Source organism: Streptomyces sp. V1I1 (assembly GCF_030817355.1).
Classification (GTDB): Bacteria; Actinomycetota; Actinomycetes; order Streptomycetales; family Streptomycetaceae; genus Streptomyces.
Map to the genome: position 1 here is coordinate 3768333 of NZ_JAUSZH010000001.1, position 16879 is coordinate 3785211.

A 16879-nucleotide genomic window follows, 5' to 3' on the forward strand; every position below is an offset into this window, starting at 1 on the left:
CCCATTTTTCACGGCACCATGAAGGGGTGACCGCAAAGACGCTTCCCGCCCAACTGCCGGTTGCAGTAAGGGGGAAGCGAATTTTCGAACATCCTTGCACCCCAGTTCAAGCGGTACAGACCTTCGACTTACTCACAGGGCGTTCACATATCCTACAAAGCCCCCAGGTGCCCCGGTCGCGCGGTACCGTCGGAGCCCAGCGTCGGCCCGATTTCGGCCGCGACCGCCTCCGCGATCTGGGCGGAGTTCAGCGCCGCCCCCTTGCGGAGATTGTCTCCGCACACGAACAGGTCCAGCGCGCAGGTGTCGTCCGGTGCCCGCCGCACCCGCCCCACCCATGTCGGATCCGTCCCCACCACATCCGCGGGCGTGGGAAAGTCGCCCGCCGCCGGATTGTCGTAGAGCACCACCCCGGGCGAGGTCGCCAGGATCTCGTGCGCCCGCTCCACCGTGACCTCGCTCTCGAAGCGCGCGTGCACCGCGAGGGAGTGCGTGGTGATCACCGGTACGCGCACGAACGTCGCCGCCACCCGCAGCCCCGGCAGACCCAGGATCTTGCGCGTCTCGGCCCGCAGCCCCATCTCCTCGGAGGACCAGCCGCCGTCCTCCAACGTGCCGGACCAGGGCACCACGTTGAGCGCCAGCGGCGCGTGGAAGGGCCCGAGATCGTCGCCCACGGCACGGCGTACGTCTCCGGGCCCGGCGCCCAGTTCCGTACCGGCGACCAGCGACATCTGCGCCCGCAGCGCGGCGACGGCGTCCCGCCCGGCGCCGCTGACGGCCTGATAGGAGGAGACGACCAGTTCGCACAGTCCGAACTCGGCGTGCAGCGCCCCCACCGCCGGAATCATCGCCAGCGTCGTGCAGTGCGGACTCGCGATGATCCCGCGCGGACGGACCCGTACGGCATGGGGATTGGCCTCGGGGACGACCAGCGGAACATCCGGGTCCATCCGGAAAGCGGCCGAATTGTCCACAACCACCGCGCCCTTGGCCGCGGCGATCGGTGCCCACTGCGCGGACACCTCGTCCGGTACGAGGAACATCGCGACGTCGACACCCGTCAGGGCCTCTTCGCTCAGCGCGACGACCTCGCACTCCTCGCCGCGCACGGCCAGCTTGCGGCCGGCCGAGCGCGGCGAGGCGAGGAGTCGTATGTCGCCCCAGACGTCCGCGTGCTGCGACAAGATCTGGAGCATCACCGCTCCGACGGCTCCGGTCGCTCCGACAACCGCGAGCGCCGGCTTACAGGTCATCGCCCGGTGCCTCCGTAGACGACCGCCTCGTCGGAGTCACTGTCCAGGCCGAAGGCGGTGTGCACGGCGCGTACCGCCTCATTCACGTCGTCGGCGCGGGTGACCACCGAGATGCGGATCTCCGAGGTGGAGATCAGCTCGATGTTCACGCCCGCGTCGGAGAGCGCCTCGAAGAAGGAGGCGGTGACGCCGGGGTTGGTCTTCATACCCGCGCCGACGAGCGAGATCTTGCCGATCTGGTCGTCGTAGCGCAGCGAGTCGAAGCCGATCGAGGCCTTCGCCTTCTCCAGGGCGTCGATGGCCTTGCGGCCGTCGGTCTTGGGGAGGGTGAAGGAGATGTCGGTCAGGGCGGTGGTGGCCGCCGAGACGTTCTGCACGACCATGTCGATGTTGATCTCGGCGTCCGCGATCGTGCGGAAGATGGCCGCGGCCTCGCCCGGCTTGTCCGGCACCCCGACGACCGTGACCTTCGCCTCGGAGACGTCGTGGGCGACTCCGGAGATGATCGCGTGCTCCATCTGCTGGTCCCCTTGCGGCTCGTTGCTGACCCAGGTGCCGCGCAGCCCGGAGAAGGACGAGCGGACGTGGATCGGAATGTTGTATCGGCGTGCGTACTCGACGCAGCGGTGCAGCAGCACCTTGGAGCCGGAGGCGGCGAGCTCCAGCATGTCCTCGAAGGCGATCCAGTCGATCTTCTTCGCCTTCTTCACGACCCGGGGGTCGGCGGTGAAGACGCCGTCGACGTCGGTGTAGATCTCACAGACCTCCGCGTCCAGCGCGGCGGCGAGGGCGACGGCGGTGGTGTCGGAGCCGCCGCGGCCGAGGGTGGTGATGTCCTTCTTGTCCTGGGACACACCCTGGAAGCCGGCGACGATGGCGATGTTGCCCTCGTCGAGCGCCGTACGGATCCGGCCCGGCGTCACATCGATGATGCGCGCTTTGTTGTGGACCGAGTCGGTGATGACGCCTGCCTGGCTGCCGGTGAACGACTGGGCCTCGTGGCCCAGGTTTTTGATCGCCATCGCCAGCAGGGCCATGGAGATCCGCTCTCCCGCGGTCAGCAGCATGTCGAATTCGCGCCCGGCAGGGATCGGGGATACCTGCTCGGCGAGATCGATCAGCTCGTCCGTCGTGTCGCCCATCGCGGATACCACGACGACCACCTGGTGGCCGTTCTTCTTGGCATCGACGATTCGCTTGGCGACGCGCTTGATGCCTTCGGCATCGGCAACGGAGGAGCCTCCGTACTTCTGCACGACAAGGCCCACGTGCGCTCCTCGCTCGGTTCTTACTGCAGTAGTCATTACTGCGGTCGGCTCAGTCTAACGAGCGGCCGCACTCCGGCCCGGTGCTATCACATCGTGAGATGTCCCGCTCACTCCGTGATCATCGGGAGGGGGGCACGGCCGCTCGGTGGACATGCCTGCCCCGGCGGATGCAGGGTACGCCGGGTGTGGGGCGGGTCACAGAACACGAGCGGCTCGACTCAGTCCGCCTTGGGTCGCCACGACGCACTCTGCCGGACAGCCGCCGGCGACCCCAAGCCGGTGGCGCCCCCTCGCACGAACGGAGAGCGAGTGGTCACGCACTCCCCGTTGTTGTTGATCTCGCGCTCAAGGTCGTATTCGGGCAGGCATTCCCGTCAGGTGGCCGTACGCAGGCCCAGCGGGCCCGCGATCTCCTCCGACATGACCTTGCCGGCCTCCTCCGCCAGCGCCTCCTCGGTCAGATCCTCGTCCGTGTCCAGGCCGTCCAGCTCCTCCAGCGGCTGGTCCAGGCGGACATGGGAGACCAGCGACTGCAGGGCGCGCAGTGTCGCGGAGGCGGTCGGGCCCCAGTTGGAGAAGTACGAGAACTGCCACCACCACAGCGCCTCGCTGGTGCGGCCCGCCCGGTAGTGGGCCAGGCCGTGGCGCAGGTCGGTGACGATGTCCGCGAGGTTGTCGGAGATCCGGCAGGCGACCGGGGCCTTGCGCGGTTCGTACGGGTCGAAGACCTCGGAGAAGATGTCCACCGGCTCGAGCAGCACGGCGAACCGCTCGCGCAGGTCATCGACGTCCAGGTCGGGGCCGGTGTCCGGTTCGTACCGTTCGTCGGGGACGATGTCCTCGTGCGCGCCCAGCCGACCGCCCGTCAGCAGGAGTTGGGAGACCTCCAGCAGCAGGAAGGGCACCGCGCTGTCGGGCTCGTCGCCCTTCGCGACCTCCGTGGTCGCGACGATGAAGGATTCGATCGAGTCCGCGATCTGGACCGCGAAGTCGTCCGGGTCCTGATTGGCGGCGTGCAGGTTGGCGTCAGACATCGAGAAGTCGTCTCCCCTCGAAGGCACGCCCCAGCGTGACCTCGTCGGCGTATTCCAAGTCTCCCCCCACGGGCAGACCGCTGGCCAGCCGTGTGACCTTGAGTCCCATCGGCTTGACCATGCGTGCCAGATACGTGGCGGTGGCCTCGCCCTCCAGATTGGGGTCCGTGGCCAGGATCAACTCCGTGATCGTGCCGTCCGCGAGGCGGGCCAGCAGCTCACGGATCCGCAGGTCGTCGGGGCCGACGCCCTCGATGGGGCTGATGGCCCCGCCGAGCACGTGGTAACGGCCCCGGAACTCCCGGGTCCGCTCGACCGCGACGACATCCTTGGGCTCCTCCACCACGCAGATGACCGACTGGTCGCGGCGCGGATCACGGCAGATGTTGCACAGCTCCTGCTGCGCGACATTGCCGCACACCGCGCAGAAGCGGACCTTGTCCTTCACCTCGAGGAGGGCGTGAGCGAGGCGGCGGACGTCGGTCGGCTCGGCCTGGAGGATGTGGAAGGCGATCCGCTGCGCGCTCTTGGGACCGACGCCGGGCAGCCTGCCCAATTCGTCGATGAGGTCCTGAACCACGCCTTCGTACAACGGAATGCCTTCCTGTTCTCTGCTGGTACGTACGGTAGTTGGTACGCCTCGGCTCTAGAAGGGCAGGCCCGGCATGCCGCCCAGACCCTGCGCGAGCGGGCCGAGTTTTTGCTGCTGGAGCTGCTGCGCATTCTCGTTCGCGGCCTGGACGGCGGCGACGACGAGGTCCGCGAGGGTCTCGGTGTCCTCGGGGTCGACGGCCTTGGGGTCGATGACGAGGGCCCGCAGATCGCCGGAGCCGGTGACGGTGGCCTTCACCAGGCCGCCGCCCGCCTGGCCCTCGACCTCGGTCTGCGCAAGCTCTTCCTGGGCCCGCGCGAGATCCTGCTGCATCTTCTGGGCCTGCTGGAGGAGCTCCTGCATATTGGGCTGGCCACCACCGGGAATCACGGTCACTCCTGGCATTTCGACGACGATTGTTCGGTAAGCCGAGCCTACGTGCTTGCCGGGCGCCATGCCCCACGCTGCGGGGACCAACTCTTTCGAGTGAGTAGACCGGGAAACCTCTACCTGATCAAGGCCCCCGTGTGGGCGGAAATACCGGGATTTCCGGCGCACAGCCCACCATTCGGCGGTAGGAAGAGCATTGACGCACCAGGATGCACGCGCGCACCGTACGTCACGCAGTGTCACGTCAGTCGTCACGTTGTAGAGGAGTGCACCGGTGAGCCAGCCGGACATGCAGCCCGGGGGGCCGGCCCGGGAGGAACGTGGCGAGGCGCCGCGCGGTGACCTGGCCGGGAGGCCGTTTCCGCTCGGCGACTGGGGTGAGCCGGCGGAGCGCCTCCACGAGCTGTACAGGTGGGTCGAACAGGACGCGCTGCGTACGGCGCGGTGGTATCTCGCGGACCGCGTGTGGAAACGGCGTACGGCACGGGTGCTGCGGCTCGGCACGGCCCTGGGGGTGATCGCCGGGGCGGCGCTCCCACTGCTCGACCTGGCGGGCGTGCTGGACGGGGCGGCGGGGTGGGGGTACCTGTCGCTGCTGCTGGGGGCGGCGTGCCTGGCCTGCGACCGGTACTTCGGGCTGACTTCGGGCTGGATAAGGGACGTCGCAACGGCGCAGGCGGTGCAGCGCAGGCTGCTGGCGCTGCAGTTCGACTGGGCGTCGGAGAGCGTACGGGAGGTGCTGGGCCCGACGGAGGGCACGGCGAGCGAGGCGGCGGAGCGGTGTCTGGGGGTGCTGCGGCGGTTCTCGGAGGACGTCTCGGAGCTGGTGCGGTCGGAGACGGCGGACTGGGCGGGGGAGTTCCGGTCGGGTCCGGCGCCGTTGGTGATGCAGCCGACGAGGATGGGGATCGGCGGCGCGGGGCGGGCGGACGGGGCGGGGGGGCCGGGGCGGGTGCCGTTGCCGCCGGGGACGCGGCCGAACATGCCGAGGCAGCGGCCTCCGGAGGCGCCGCGCTGAGGTGGGCGCGGCGTTTGTCCCCCACCCCGCCCCTTCCCGAAACTGGGGGCAAGCCCCCAGGCCCCGGTACGCCCGCTGGGGGTCCCCCCACGCCCTCAGGGCGTAGGGGGGGAGTGTCCTCAATCTCCCCCCAGACTTCGTCCGGGGGGACCCCCAACGGGCTTGGATTTCCGCCCTGGCGGGCGGAAATCCAGCCTCGTCGGCGGGAAGACTCAGCCCCGTCGGCGATTGAGGCGCGGGGGCCGGGGCAGCGCCCCGAAATAAGCCCCAGGGCTGTCACGCGGTTCGACGGGACCTGAGTGCTCGGGTCAGGATCGGGGGGAGCAGGTCCTTCGCCAGGCGGCGGGCGCGGGAAGGGCGAGGGCGGGGGCGAGCCGCAGCAGCGGGCGCCGCCGGGGCGGGCTGCACAGCTGCCGGCTCGGGCTCGGCTTCCGGCTTGTGGCGGGACTTCGGGTGCACCGGGGACTCCGCCTTGTTGCCCTTGATGCGGATCAGCGGGACCCCCGCCACCTCCTCCACCCCGTGCCACATGTCCGTACGCGTCTCCAGCCAGCTCAGCAGCGCCTCGCGCACCGGCTCCGGGTCGCCCCACGTGCCGTACAGCTTCGTGCCCGTGATCACGATCGGCTTCAGGCCCGTCGTCGCCACCGCGCCCCACACCGCCGCCGAGACGCCCGGGCAGTGCTCCGCGCGGAAGTCGTCGAAGGACACGATGCCCTCCGGCTGCAGCAGCGCCTTCGCCGCCTCGATGTCGCCGTGCACATGCTCGTACAGATGCGACGCGTCGACATGCACGAAGCGGCAGCTCCCCGCGCGGACCCGGGAGGTGATCACCGAGGTCGGGGCCTGCACCAGCGTGGGCAGCTCGTCGTGGAACGACAGATAGTTCGCCTCGAACGCGCGCCGCGTCAGCGTCGAGTACGACCGGTCCATCTCCGCGCTGTTGGGGTCGTCCGGCGCCTCGGAGTCCCAGAGGTCGCAGACCGTGAACTCCTCACCGTCCCGCAGATACTGCCCCGTGAAGATCGCGCTCTTGCCCAGGTACGCGCCGAGCTCCAGCAGGTCCCCCCGGCCGTCCGGGTCCGTGTCCCGCTGATGGCTCAGGAACCAGTCGAAGAGCAGCTGGTCAGCGGGCCAGAACCAGCCCTTCACGTCCGCGAAACGCGGCGGCCTGGGAAGCGCTTCGTCCGCGGTCTCGTCCGCGCTTTCCCCCGCGATCGTCGCCGCGGGGGACTGTGCCGAGGTACTCGTCTGTGACATGCACCGGTCCTACCGGACCGAGGTGTCACGCAGCTTAAGACCGCGCGTTCAGCAGATGTGCGTCGGATGTGCGGCGGCTGTGGGTCAGCTTTGGGTCAGCTTTGGGTCAGCTAAAAATGATCATTGATCCCTGGCCGAGGCTCCGCGTCGCGGCAGCATGCAGCCCCAGCCACACATGCCGCTCCCGCGCGAAGGGACTCTCGTCGTACGGAATCGGCCCCGCCGGCTCCTCCAGCGAAGTCGGCCGGTCAGGCGGCTGCGGCGCCTCCGGCGGGTTCGCCGGGTCGATGCCGATCGACGGCGCGACATACTCCAGCTCCCGCAGCAGACCCTGCGTGGAGCCCAACGGGCCGCCGCCCGCCAGCAGTTCGTCGTTGAACAGCGGCGAGGTGAAGTCCACCGGGACATACGCCCCCGCGTGGTCGTAGTGCCACACAAGGTGTGACTGCTGCGCCGTCGACTCGAACATCTCCAGCAACTGCTCGTAGTCGCCGCCCAGTTCGTCCACCGGAGTCACCGCGAGCCCGCACAGCTGCAGCAGATACGCGCGCCGCAGGAAGTGCAGCGCGTCGTAGTCGAAGCCCGCGACCGGGGCCACATCGCCCGACAGGCCCGGCATATAGGCGAAGACGGGCACCATCGGCAGACCCGCGTCGGTGAGGGCCTTGTCGTAGGACGCGATCTCTTCGGCGAAGGGGTTGTCGGGGCTGTGGCACAGCACATCGACGAGGGGGACCAGCCACAGGTCACAGGCCAAGGGAAGGCTCGCTCTCCAAGGGGTACGAACGCTTTCGTGTGATGGTCGGGACAGCGTAGTGCCCCAGGTACATTCAGCGAAGGGTGCCGGTCAGCCCCGCACGCGCTCCGCCCCCACATCCCATACCCACATGCCGCCCACACGCTTGCCCGGTCGGCCGAGCAGTTTCTCCACCGTCGCATACAGGGCCACGTCGTTGTACTGCGGCGCCAGCACCACCACGCCCGCCCGCCACGCCGCCAGATCGCCGCGCGCCTGCGCCTGCCAGTTGGGGCCGATCACCGGGACCCGCCCGCTGCTGCGCACATCGTTGAAGAGGTTGGAGGTGTGCCGGGGCGTCGCGCCGTAGATGCCCATGCGCTCCGGGCCCCAAGGCCCGTTGAAGTAGCCGCCGGCGACCGGGAAGCCGAGCCCGGTGGCCGACTGCCAGTGCAGGGCCTCCGCATTGCCGGGGGAGGGCAGCGGCACCGTGACCACCGATTCGCCCTCGGAGAGATACGCGCTGTACATCCCTTCCGTGACGAACGCCGGGATCTCCGCACGCTCCCGCACCGGATACGGCGTCGGCAGCACAGGCACCAGTGCCGCGGCCACCGCCGCCAGACCCACCGCCCGGTTCACCCGCTCCCGGGTGGCCAGCAGCCGGTCGACCGCCAGCGCGATCAGCACGCCCAGCACCGGCGCGCAGATCATCGCCACCCGCGACTCGATGACCGATTCGAACAGCGGCTGATGGGCCAGCGCCCGCCACGGGCCGGTGAGCACGATGTCGGTGTACGGGATGCGGAACTTCGGGCCGAGCGAGAGGAACGCCGCCGCCACCCCCGTAAAGGCAAGCGCCTTGACCAGCGCAACCCGCCACAGCCGCACCACGATCGCCGCCGCCAGCGCGACCAGCGGCCAGCCGTAGAAGGCGTTCTGCTCGGTGCGGTTGAACGCGAGCGGGTCCGCGCCCTCGTCCGATCCCATCAGCGAGCGGCCCGCGAACTCCAGGAAGGCGAGCGGGCTGTTGCCCATGTTGTCGCCGTGCAGCACGCTCGCATAGCTCTGCGGGCCGAAGAACTGCCAGCCCAGCGGGAAGGCGACCAGCGGCAGACAGACGCCCGCTGCGACGGCGAGCCCGCGCAGCAGCGGCTGCCAGGCCGTCCGCGCCACATCGCGGCGCACGAGCGCGTACGAGAGCGCGAAGAGCAGCATGCCCATCGACGCGAGCAGCAGCGGCTCCTCGCCGAGGAAGATCTGATACGTCGCGAACAGGCCGAGGAGCACCCCGTCGCGTACGACATTGCGCCCCTCGCACAGCCGCAGCGCCCGGTCGATGATCACCGGAATCATGAACAACACAAGGAAGTTGGGGTGCGCGTTGCCGTGCGAGATCATCGGCGGCGCGAAGGCGGCGAAGGCGCCGCCGAGCGCCGCCGCCCACCGGTTCGTCGTCAGCCGCCGGGCGATCAGCCAGTACCAGGCCGTCGCCGTCGCCGTCAGTCCCAGCGTGAGCACCAGCGCCCAGGTGACAGTCGGGCCGAACAGCAGAGTGACGGGCGTGAGCGGGACGGAGAGCCCGAGCATGACGGTGTTCGCCATCAGATTCACGCCGTCGGGATACCCCTGCAAGGTCGTGAACAGGGGGTTCCGCAGATGCACGACATTGTCGGCGGTGACCGCGAAGAACCACTCCCACTGGTTCTGGTCCGAGCCCGCGTCGGCGAGGTAGCCGCGATCGAGGTCGGTCCACAGCCCCTTGTAGAGCAGCACGGAAGCGAGCAGGAAGAGGCCGGTGACGGCGAGGTCGACGGGGCGTACGGCACGTGCCCGCAGCCTGACGAGTTCCAGCAGCACCCTGCCGTAGTCCAACGGCTTGACCTTGGAGCCTGCCTGGTGCGACCAGCGCACCGGGACCTCCGTGACCGGCCAGCCCTCGCGCCGGAAGAACCGCAGTATCTCGACGTCGATCCCCCACCCGTCGAGCCGCGAGTCGGCGAAAGCCGCGCGCGCCTTGTCGCCGTCGAAGAGCTTGAAGCCGCACTGGGTGTCGTGGATGCCGGGCACCGCGACGGCGCGTATGAGGCGGTTGCCCATCCGGCCGAGCCATTCGCGCGAACGCCGCTGGTGCACCTCGATACGGGAGTCGGGGTGCGCGCGCGAGCCGATCGCCGCCGCGCTGTCCTCCGCCGCGAGCTGCTTGTCGAGGCGGTCGAGCTCCTCGATGGGCGTCGCGAGGTCGGCGTCGGTGATCAGGACGCGCCGGCCGTACGAGGAGAGCACGCCCAGGCGCAGGGCGCTGCCCTTGCCGTGGTTGCCGTCGCCGGAGACGACCTGGATGCGCGGCTCCTCGGCCGCGGCCTGCTTTGCGATCTTGGCGGTGCCGTCGGTGGAGCCGTCGTCCACGACGATCAGCTCCCAGTCGCCCCAACGGCCCGGCTCCCCGCGCAGATGCGCACAGATGGCGTCAAGGGTGGGGCCCAGCCGTTCTTCCTCGTTGTACGCCGGGACGACGACGCTCAGATCCACGCTCACCGCTCCAGTCGATCCGCCCAGGCGAGCCCATGGTCATTGTACGAGTCGATCACCGCGCGCGCTTTGTCGGAGTCGCCGAGCGCGGCGGCGTCCACCAGGTCCTCGTGGCCGCTCCACAGCCAGTCCCCCAGCTCGGCGTCGGCGCGCAGATAGGGGACGGCGAACACCCAGGCCTGGACGCGCAGCCGGTGCAGGAAGTCGGAGATGTAGCGGTTGGCGACGACCTCGCTGAGCTCGCGCCAGAAGCGCAGGTCGTAGCCGATGAGAATGTCGAGGTCCCCGCAGCGGGCCGCGCGGGCGGCCTCCTCGGCCCGGCGGCGTACGGACACGAGTGCCTTGCCGTGGATGCCGGAGCCGCGCTTGGCGCCGCGCTTGGAGATGTGACGGAACACACCGTCCACGATCAGGGAGCGGGCCTCGATCATGCCGCGGTAGTCCTCGACCGAGAACTGGTGCACCTTGAAGCCCCGGTGCTCGTCGGAGTCGAGCAGCCCCTGGGCGGAGAGATCGACGAGGGCTTCCCGGACGGGCGTCGCGGAAACGCCGTACTGCTCGGCGATCTGCTTGACGGTGAATTCCTGTCCGGGCTGCAGACGCCCCGCCAGAACCTCGTCACGCAGCGCGTCCGCGATCTGTCGCCGCAGGGTGTTGCGGGTGACAGCGGTACTGCTGTCTGTACCGCGCATCGTGGCTTTCTCCTTCGCCGGGGGTCCCGGACACGATAGGCCAGAGGTTACGAACCGGGTGAGGGGCATACGGATTGGACGGCGCGGGCGCGACTGCGGCCTCGAGGCGGCTGTGGCCTCGAGTACGGCGACGGCCGCGGCGACCTGGCCCGTGGCCGCTACTGTGGCGGCCATGGCTCATGTCTTCGAGCCGGCCACCGGCGACGGCGAGGTTGTGCGGCGCGACCGCGACCGGGCCGCGGAGGTGCGGACCGCGTTCGACGGCCTGCTCCAGATCCGCCGCGTCACCGGCACCGCCCCCGCCGCCTGGGAGCTCAATCAGATGGTGCGCGCGGTCGCCCTGACCCTGGAGGCCGCGAGCATCCCGCCGTCCGCCCTGGACGCCTCGGGTGCCCGGACGGCGACGGGCTATCGCGTACGCGCCTCCGACCACCCGCGCATGGTCTGCGTGGACTGGCTGGGCCCGCCGGGCAGCGGTGCGGCTCAGGAGGAGGAGACGAAGCTCACGGAGTGCGCCTCCAGGCTGACGGGCCTGGGCTGGGAGGCGCTGCTGTACCGGGGCCCCCGCCACCGCCGCTTCCTGGAGGTGGAACCGGCCCGTCCGGGGATTGGGGACTAGACGGCCGCCGGACGGCCCCGGCCATCCTGCGCGCGGAACGTCTGGCGGTACGCCATCGGCGACACCCCGGTCGTCGCCGCCATGTGCTGCCGCAGCGACGCCGCCGTCCCGAACCCCGCCTCCCCCGCCACCCGGTCCACCGGCCAGTCCGTCGTCTCCAGCAGCCTGCGCGCATGCTCGACGCGCTGCTGCGTCAGCCACTGCCCCGGCGTCATCCCCACCTCGTCCCGGAACCGCCGCGAGAACGTCCGTACGCTCATCCGCGCATGCGCGGCCAACTCCCCGAGCGTGAGCGGCCGTCCGAGCTCCCCGAGCGCCCAGGCGCGGGTCGCCTCCGTGGTCGCCGCGGAGGGCTCCGGCACCGGGCGTTCGATGAACTGCGCCTGGCCGCCCTCCCGCCACGGCGGTACGACGCACAGCCGCGCCACCCGGTTAGCGACCTCGCTGCCGTGGTCGCGGCGTACGAGATGCAGGCACAGGTCGACGCCCGCGGCGACGCCCGCCGCGGTGAGCACATCGCCGTCGTCGACGAACAGCACGCCCGGATCGACCTTGACCTCAGGGAACATCCGCTGGAAGCGCGCGGCCTCGTTCCAGTGCGTGGTCGCCGGGCGGCCGTCAAGCAACCCGGCGGCGGCGAGGACGTACGAGGCGGTGCAGATCGACACCATCCGGGTGCCGGGCCGCAGCCGGGCGAACGCCTCGGCGAGAGGTTCGGGCAGCCAGTCCCGCTGCTCGTCAGGGCCACAGGCGAAGGGCGGGATCACCAGGGTGTCCGCGGTCGCCAGCACGTCGGCCGCGTGGGCGACGGTGACGGAGAAGTCGGCGCTGGTGCGGATGGGACCGCCGTCGAGGCTGCAGGTGATCACCTCGTAGAGCCGCTCGCCGTCCGCTCCCTGCGCGGTGTCGAAGATCCGGACGGGAATGGTCATTTCGAAGGGATAGACGCCGTCGAGCGCGAGTACCACGACACGATGCATGGCCAGATCCTTGCACATCCTGACCATCTGGCCACTCGAAGGGCGTGGTCGTCTCCCGCAGGGTTGTCCGTACACACCGACAGACCACCCCAAGGAGCTGGGACCATGCGCGCCATCGGCCAGGACACCCTCGGCGGACCCGAAGTCCTCAAAGTCGTCGAGATCGACAGGCCCGAGCCCGGGTTCTCCGAGGTCCTCGTCCGGGTGCACGCGGCCGGCGTCAACCCGACCGACTGGTGGCACCGTGCGACCGGCGGCCTGCTGGGCGGGCAGCCGATCCCGCTCGGCTGGGACGTCTCGGGCGTGGTGGAGGAGGTCGGCCTGGGCGTGACGATGTACCGGCCGGGCGACGAGGTGTTCGGCATGCCGCGGCTGCCCCAACCGGCGGGCACGTACGCGGAGTTCATCACCTCGCCCGCGCGCCATCTGGCCCGCAAGCCCGCCGGGATCTCCCACGTGGAGGCCGCCGCGCTCCCCCTCGCCGGGCTCACCGCCTGGCAGTCCCTGGTGGACACCGCCGATGTACGCCCCGGTCAGCGGGTCCTCGTCCACGCGGCGGCGGGCGGCGTCGGCCATCTCGCCGTCCAGATCGCCAAGGCCCGCGGCGCGTATGTCATCGGCACGGCACGCTCGCCCAAGCACGACTTTCTGCGCGGCGTCGGCGCGGACGAGGTCATCGACTACACGCAGACCGACTTCGTCACGGCCGCCCGCGACATCGACGTCGTACTCGACACCATCGGCGGCGAGTACGGCACGCGCTCGCTGCGGACCCTGCGCCCGGGCGGCATCGTCGTCTCGATCGCGTCCCCGGCCGAGGCGTCCCTGGCGGCCGTGGCCGAACAGCGGGGCCTGCGCGCCGGGTTCACCATGGTGGAGCCCGACAACGGCGGCCTGAAGGAGATCGCGGCGCTGATCGAGGCGGGGAAGCTGCGCGTGCATGTCGACACGGTGCTGCCGCTGGAGGAGGCGGGGAAGGCGCACGAGATCGGCGAGGCGGGCCGTACGACCGGCAAGATCGTCCTCACGGTGGCGTAGCTGTTCCCCAGCCCGCCCCTTCCCGAACTGGGGGCAAGCCCCCAGACCCCCGTACGCGCTTCGCGCGTGTCCTCAATCTCCCCCAGACTTCGTCCGGGGGGACCCCCAACGGGCTTGAGTTTCCGCCCGTCCGGCGGAAACTCAAGCACCGCGGGCGTTTGAGGCGCGGTCCCGGACGCGAAATCAAGCCTCTCCGGCGATTGAGGAGCGGGCCCGGGGCAGCGCCCCGGCCGAGCTACGCCGCGTGCTCGTCGGCGACCGACAGCGCCGCGTCCAGCGCCGCCAGCCCCTCCTTCGCCTCCGCCTCGGTGACATTGCAGGGCGGCACCGCGTGCGTACGGTTCATGTTGACGAAGGGCCACAGGCCGTTCTTCTTGCACGCGGCGGCGAACGCGGCCATCGGGGCGTTCGCCGCGCCCGTCGCGTTGTACGGCACCAGCGGTTCGCGCGTCTCCCGGTCCTTGACCAGGTCCAGCGCCCAGAACACGCCCGTGCCGCGCACCTCACCGACGCTCGGGTGCCGCTCGGCGAGCTCCCGCAGGCCCGGGCCGAGGACCGTCTCACCGATGTGGGCCGCGTTCTCGACGACCTTCTCCTCCGCCATCACGTTGATCGTGGCGACGGCGGCGGCGCAGGCGAGGGGGTGGCCGGAGTAGGTGAGTCCGCCCGGATAGGGGCGGGTCTCGAAGGTCGCGGCGATCTTCTGACTGATCGCGACGCCGCCGAGGGGCACGTAACCGGAGTTGACGCCCTTGGCGAAGGTCAGCAGGTCGGGCGTCACATCGAAGTGTTCGGCGGCGAACCACTTGCCGGTGCGCCCGAAGCCCGCCATGACCTCGTCGAGTACGAAGACAATCCCGTACCGGTCGCAGATCTCGCGTACGCCCGCGAGGTAGCCGGGCGGCGGCGTCATGATCCCGGCGGTCCCGGGGATCGTCTCCAGGATGATCGCGGCGATGGTCGCCGGACCCTCGAAGGCGATGGTGTCCTCCAGGTGCCGGAGCGCGCGCTCGCACTCCTCGGCCTCGGTCGTCGCGTAGAACGGCGAGCGGTAGAGGAACGGCCCCCAGAAGTGCACGACGCCGGAGGTGCCGTTGTCGGAGGCCCAGCGGCGCGGGTCACCGGTGACGTTGACCGCGGTGGCGGTGCCGCCGTGGTACGAGCGGTAGGTGCTCAGGACCTTCGGTCGGCCCGTGTGCAGACGGGCCATCCGGATGGCGTGCTCGACGGCCTCGGCGCCGCCGTTGGTGAAGAAGATCTTGTCGAGGTCGCCGGGGGTGCGCTCGGCGATGAGGCGTGCGGCCTCGGAACGCGCCTCGACGGCGAACGCGGGCGCGAAGGTGGTGAGCTTGCCGGCCTGCTCCTGGATCGCGGCGACGACCTTGGAGTGCTGGTAGCCGATGTTGGTGTAGACGAGGCCGCTGGTGAAGTCGAGGTAGCGGTTCCCGTCGTAGTCCCAGAAGTACGAGCCCTCGGCACCGGCGACGGCGAGCGGGTCGATCAGGCCCTGGGCGGACCAGGAATGAAACACATGCGCACGGTCTGCGGCCTTCACGGCAGCGCCGGCCTGGGGGTCGGGATGAGGGGTCATGGGCCTCAGGGTAGAGACGCGCAGGTGGGGGCGGACATGGCCACGGTGTATGGCTTGGGCCACTTTGCTGGGCAGTGTGTCGGGCCTTTCCCCTACCCGACCCTTCCCGAACCGTGGCAAGCCCCGACCCCGTATGCGACCTTCGGCCGCATGTCCTCAATCGGAGGACGGGCTGGATTTTCCAGCCCCGCCGGCGATCGAGGCGCGGTGTTCGGGGCGGAGCCTCGAACGGGACCAGGCGTCCCGATGGACATTGACAGCATACTGTCGACATGACAGGCTGCTGTCATCCAACCAGGAGGCCACCATGAACCGCACCGTTCATCTCGCCGTCTACAACACCTACGCCGACTGGGAGACCGGCCACACCACCGCCCACCTCACCCAGAACGGCTTCGCCGTCAAGACCGTCGGCCCCACGAGCGACCCCGTCACCACCATGGGCGGCGTCCGCATCCAGCCCGACCTCGCGCTCACCGGACTCCGCCCCGAGGACAGCGCCCTCCTCATCCTCACCGGCGCGAACCTCTGGGACACCGGCGACGACCTCGCCCCCTTCGCCGCCAAGGCGCGCGAGTTCCTCGATGCCGGGGTGCCCGTCGCCGCCATCTGCGGGGCCACCGCCGGGCTCGCCCGCGAGGGGCTGCTCGACGATCGCGAGCACACCAGCGCCGTCTCCTTCTACCTCGACGCCACCGGCTACAAGGGCGGTGAGCACTACCGCGACACGGACGCCGTCACCGACGGCGACCTGATCACCGCGGGACCCACCGAGCCCGTCGCCTTCGCCCGCGAGGTCTTCGCTCGGCTCGGTGTGTACGAGGGCGAGAAGCTGGACGCCTGGTATCGGCTCTTCCACGACTCGGACGCCTCCGCGTACGAGATCCTCGAAGGATGACTCGAAGCATGAGCCGTCCTGAGACCCACCCACAGGAGCTGCTCACCCGGACGGCGCTGGGCGTCTTCCGGCTGAACGGCCAATTCCTCACCGTCTCCGACGAGTTGGCGAGGGAGGCCGGACTGACCGCGGCCCGGTGGCAGGTACTCGGAGCCGTGCTGCGCGAGCCCCAGACCGTCGCCGGCATCGCCCGGACGATGGGGATCACCCGCCAGAGCGTGCAGCGCATCGCCGACATCATGGTCGAGCAGGGCCTCGCGGCGTACGGCCCCAACCCGGCCCACCGCCGGGCCAAGCTGCTCCACGCCACCGACGAGGGGCGCGCGGCGATCGGGAAGATCGACCCCGGTCACGCGTGGCTGGCCGGCCGCCTCGAATCCGCCCTCGGCACCGAGCAGTTCGCCGAGACGGTCAGAGTCCTGGAGCAGCTGTCCAAGGCCCTGGACACCATCAGTGGCGAGGAGCTGCCGGAAAGAAGTCCGCGCTCGTGACGTAGTCCATCGCCTTCGTGAACACCGGGTCCCCGAGCCGCCGTTCCATCTCCTGCTCGCTCACATCCTCGATGTGCGTCTGGATCCAGTACAGGTTCCCGAACGGGTCCCGCACCCGCCCCACCCGGTCCCCGAAGAACAGATGCGTCACCTCCGTGACCGAATGGCCACCCGCCTCCACCGCCCGCCGGTGGACCGCGTCCGCGTCCTCGACGTACAGCCGCAGGAACGCCGGCGTCGGCGGCCAGTCGGCGCTCGGCGCGTCGAAGAGCATGACGACGGCGTCCCCGATCCGTACCTCCGCATGCCCGATCCGGCCGTCCTCGCCGGTCATCCGCCCCAGCTCGACCGCCCCGAAAGCGGCCTTCAGATAGTCGATGACGCCCGCCGTGTCCTGCGAAATGATCCACGGCGTGACGCTGGTGTAGCCCTCGGGAACCGGCTTGACGGCCATGACAGTCTCCTCGCGTACGGGGGTCGGGCT

At 70.1% G+C, this 16879-nt stretch carries 17 protein-coding genes; 5 read left to right on the forward strand and 12 right to left on the reverse strand.

From position 1 onward, the window contains the following. Window positions 1-152 precede the first annotated feature (152 nt). The 5 genes from QFZ67_RS17650 to QFZ67_RS17670 form a co-directional block, all read right to left on the reverse strand. A complete protein-coding gene (locus QFZ67_RS17650) occupies window positions 153-1256 on the reverse strand; it encodes an aspartate-semialdehyde dehydrogenase (protein ID WP_307662043.1) in 1104 nt (367 codons plus the stop codon). After that, complete coding sequence (locus tag QFZ67_RS17655; protein ID WP_307662044.1) at window positions 1253-2524, reverse strand: aspartate kinase; 1272 nt, start codon at window positions 2522-2524, stop codon at window positions 1253-1255. The genes QFZ67_RS17650 and QFZ67_RS17655 overlap by 4 nt, the downstream gene beginning before the upstream one ends. Window positions 2525-2898: 374 nt before the next feature. Continuing rightward, entirely contained in the window at window positions 2899-3558 is a 660-nt protein-coding gene (locus QFZ67_RS17660; RefSeq protein ID WP_307662045.1) for a DUF5063 domain-containing protein, read from the reverse strand. Continuing rightward, window positions 3551-4150 (reverse strand): recombination mediator RecR, encoded by a 600-nt coding sequence (gene recR / locus QFZ67_RS17665; RefSeq protein ID WP_307662046.1) that lies wholly within the window; start codon window positions 4148-4150, stop codon window positions 3551-3553. Before recR ends, QFZ67_RS17660 begins: the two co-directional genes overlap by 8 nt. Window positions 4151-4204: 54 nt before the next feature. Next, window positions 4205-4540 carry a YbaB/EbfC family nucleoid-associated protein gene (locus QFZ67_RS17670; RefSeq protein ID WP_215097232.1) on the reverse strand — a complete coding sequence of 112 codons (336 nt, stop codon included), beginning with the start codon at window positions 4538-4540 and terminating at the stop codon, window positions 4205-4207. Window positions 4541-4814: 274 nt separating this feature from the next. Here QFZ67_RS17670 and QFZ67_RS17675 point away from each other — a divergent pair, with 274 nt between their 5' ends. Continuing rightward, complete coding sequence (locus QFZ67_RS17675; RefSeq protein ID WP_307662047.1) at window positions 4815-5558, forward strand: SLATT domain-containing protein; 744 nt, start codon at window positions 4815-4817, stop codon at window positions 5556-5558. A gap of 276 nt (window positions 5559-5834) precedes the next feature. Here the strand turns inward: QFZ67_RS17675 and QFZ67_RS17680 are convergent, their stop codons facing one another. The 4 genes from QFZ67_RS17680 to QFZ67_RS17695 all read right to left on the reverse strand — a co-directional run bounded on the left by QFZ67_RS17680 (window position 5835) and on the right by QFZ67_RS17695 (window position 10778). Next, window positions 5835-6818, reverse strand: coding sequence for a class I SAM-dependent methyltransferase (locus QFZ67_RS17680; protein ID WP_307662048.1), 984 nt, complete (start codon window positions 6816-6818; stop codon window positions 5835-5837). A 106-nt stretch (window positions 6819-6924) separates the two neighbouring features. Continuing rightward, window positions 6925-7575, reverse strand: a complete 651-nt coding sequence (locus QFZ67_RS17685; protein WP_307662049.1) for a hypothetical protein — start codon at window positions 7573-7575, stop codon at window positions 6925-6927. Window positions 7576-7665: 90 nt separating this feature from the next. Next, window positions 7666-10092 (reverse strand): dolichyl-phosphate beta-glucosyltransferase, encoded by a 2427-nt coding sequence (locus tag QFZ67_RS17690; protein ID WP_307662050.1) that lies wholly within the window; start codon window positions 10090-10092, stop codon window positions 7666-7668. Further along, complete coding sequence (locus tag QFZ67_RS17695; RefSeq protein WP_307662051.1) at window positions 10089-10778, reverse strand: GntR family transcriptional regulator; 690 nt, start codon at window positions 10776-10778, stop codon at window positions 10089-10091. Before QFZ67_RS17695 ends, QFZ67_RS17690 begins: the two co-directional genes overlap by 4 nt. Window positions 10779-10950: 172 nt before the next feature. Here QFZ67_RS17695 and QFZ67_RS17700 point away from each other — a divergent pair, with 172 nt between their 5' ends. Continuing rightward, entirely contained in the window at window positions 10951-11397 is a 447-nt protein-coding gene (locus tag QFZ67_RS17700) for a hypothetical protein (protein WP_307662052.1), read from the forward strand. Here the strand turns inward: QFZ67_RS17700 and QFZ67_RS17705 are convergent. Then, a complete protein-coding gene (locus QFZ67_RS17705; RefSeq protein ID WP_307662053.1) occupies window positions 11394-12377 on the reverse strand; it encodes a GlxA family transcriptional regulator in 984 nt (327 codons plus the stop codon). The two genes, QFZ67_RS17700 and QFZ67_RS17705, sit on opposite strands and share 4 nt — an antisense overlap. 105 nt (window positions 12378-12482) lie before the next feature. On the opposite strand from QFZ67_RS17705, the gene QFZ67_RS17710 reads away from it, so the two are divergent. Next, window positions 12483-13415, forward strand: coding sequence for an NADP-dependent oxidoreductase (locus QFZ67_RS17710; protein ID WP_307662054.1), 933 nt, complete (start codon window positions 12483-12485; stop codon window positions 13413-13415). Between the two features lie 235 nt (window positions 13416-13650). Here QFZ67_RS17710 and QFZ67_RS17715 read toward each other — a convergent pair whose 3' ends face one another. Then, on the reverse strand, window positions 13651-15006 hold the full coding sequence (locus tag QFZ67_RS17715) for an aspartate aminotransferase family protein (RefSeq protein WP_307662055.1): 1356 nt from the start codon (window positions 15004-15006) through the stop codon (window positions 13651-13653). 307 nt (window positions 15007-15313) lie between these two features. Between QFZ67_RS17715 and QFZ67_RS17720 the strand changes: the two genes are divergently transcribed. Next, window positions 15314-15904 (forward strand): type 1 glutamine amidotransferase family protein, encoded by a 591-nt coding sequence (locus QFZ67_RS17720; RefSeq protein ID WP_307662056.1) that lies wholly within the window; start codon window positions 15314-15316, stop codon window positions 15902-15904. A gap of 8 nt (window positions 15905-15912) precedes the next feature. Continuing rightward, window positions 15913-16395, forward strand: a complete 483-nt coding sequence (locus QFZ67_RS17725) for a MarR family winged helix-turn-helix transcriptional regulator (RefSeq protein ID WP_307662057.1) — start codon at window positions 15913-15915, stop codon at window positions 16393-16395. Here the strand turns inward: QFZ67_RS17725 and QFZ67_RS17730 are convergent. After that, window positions 16355-16849: a VOC family protein gene (locus tag QFZ67_RS17730; RefSeq protein WP_307662058.1), complete on the reverse strand. Its 495-nt coding sequence runs from the start codon at window positions 16847-16849 to the stop codon at window positions 16355-16357. The two genes, QFZ67_RS17725 and QFZ67_RS17730, sit on opposite strands and share 41 nt — an antisense overlap. Window positions 16850-16879: the final 30 nt, after the last annotated feature.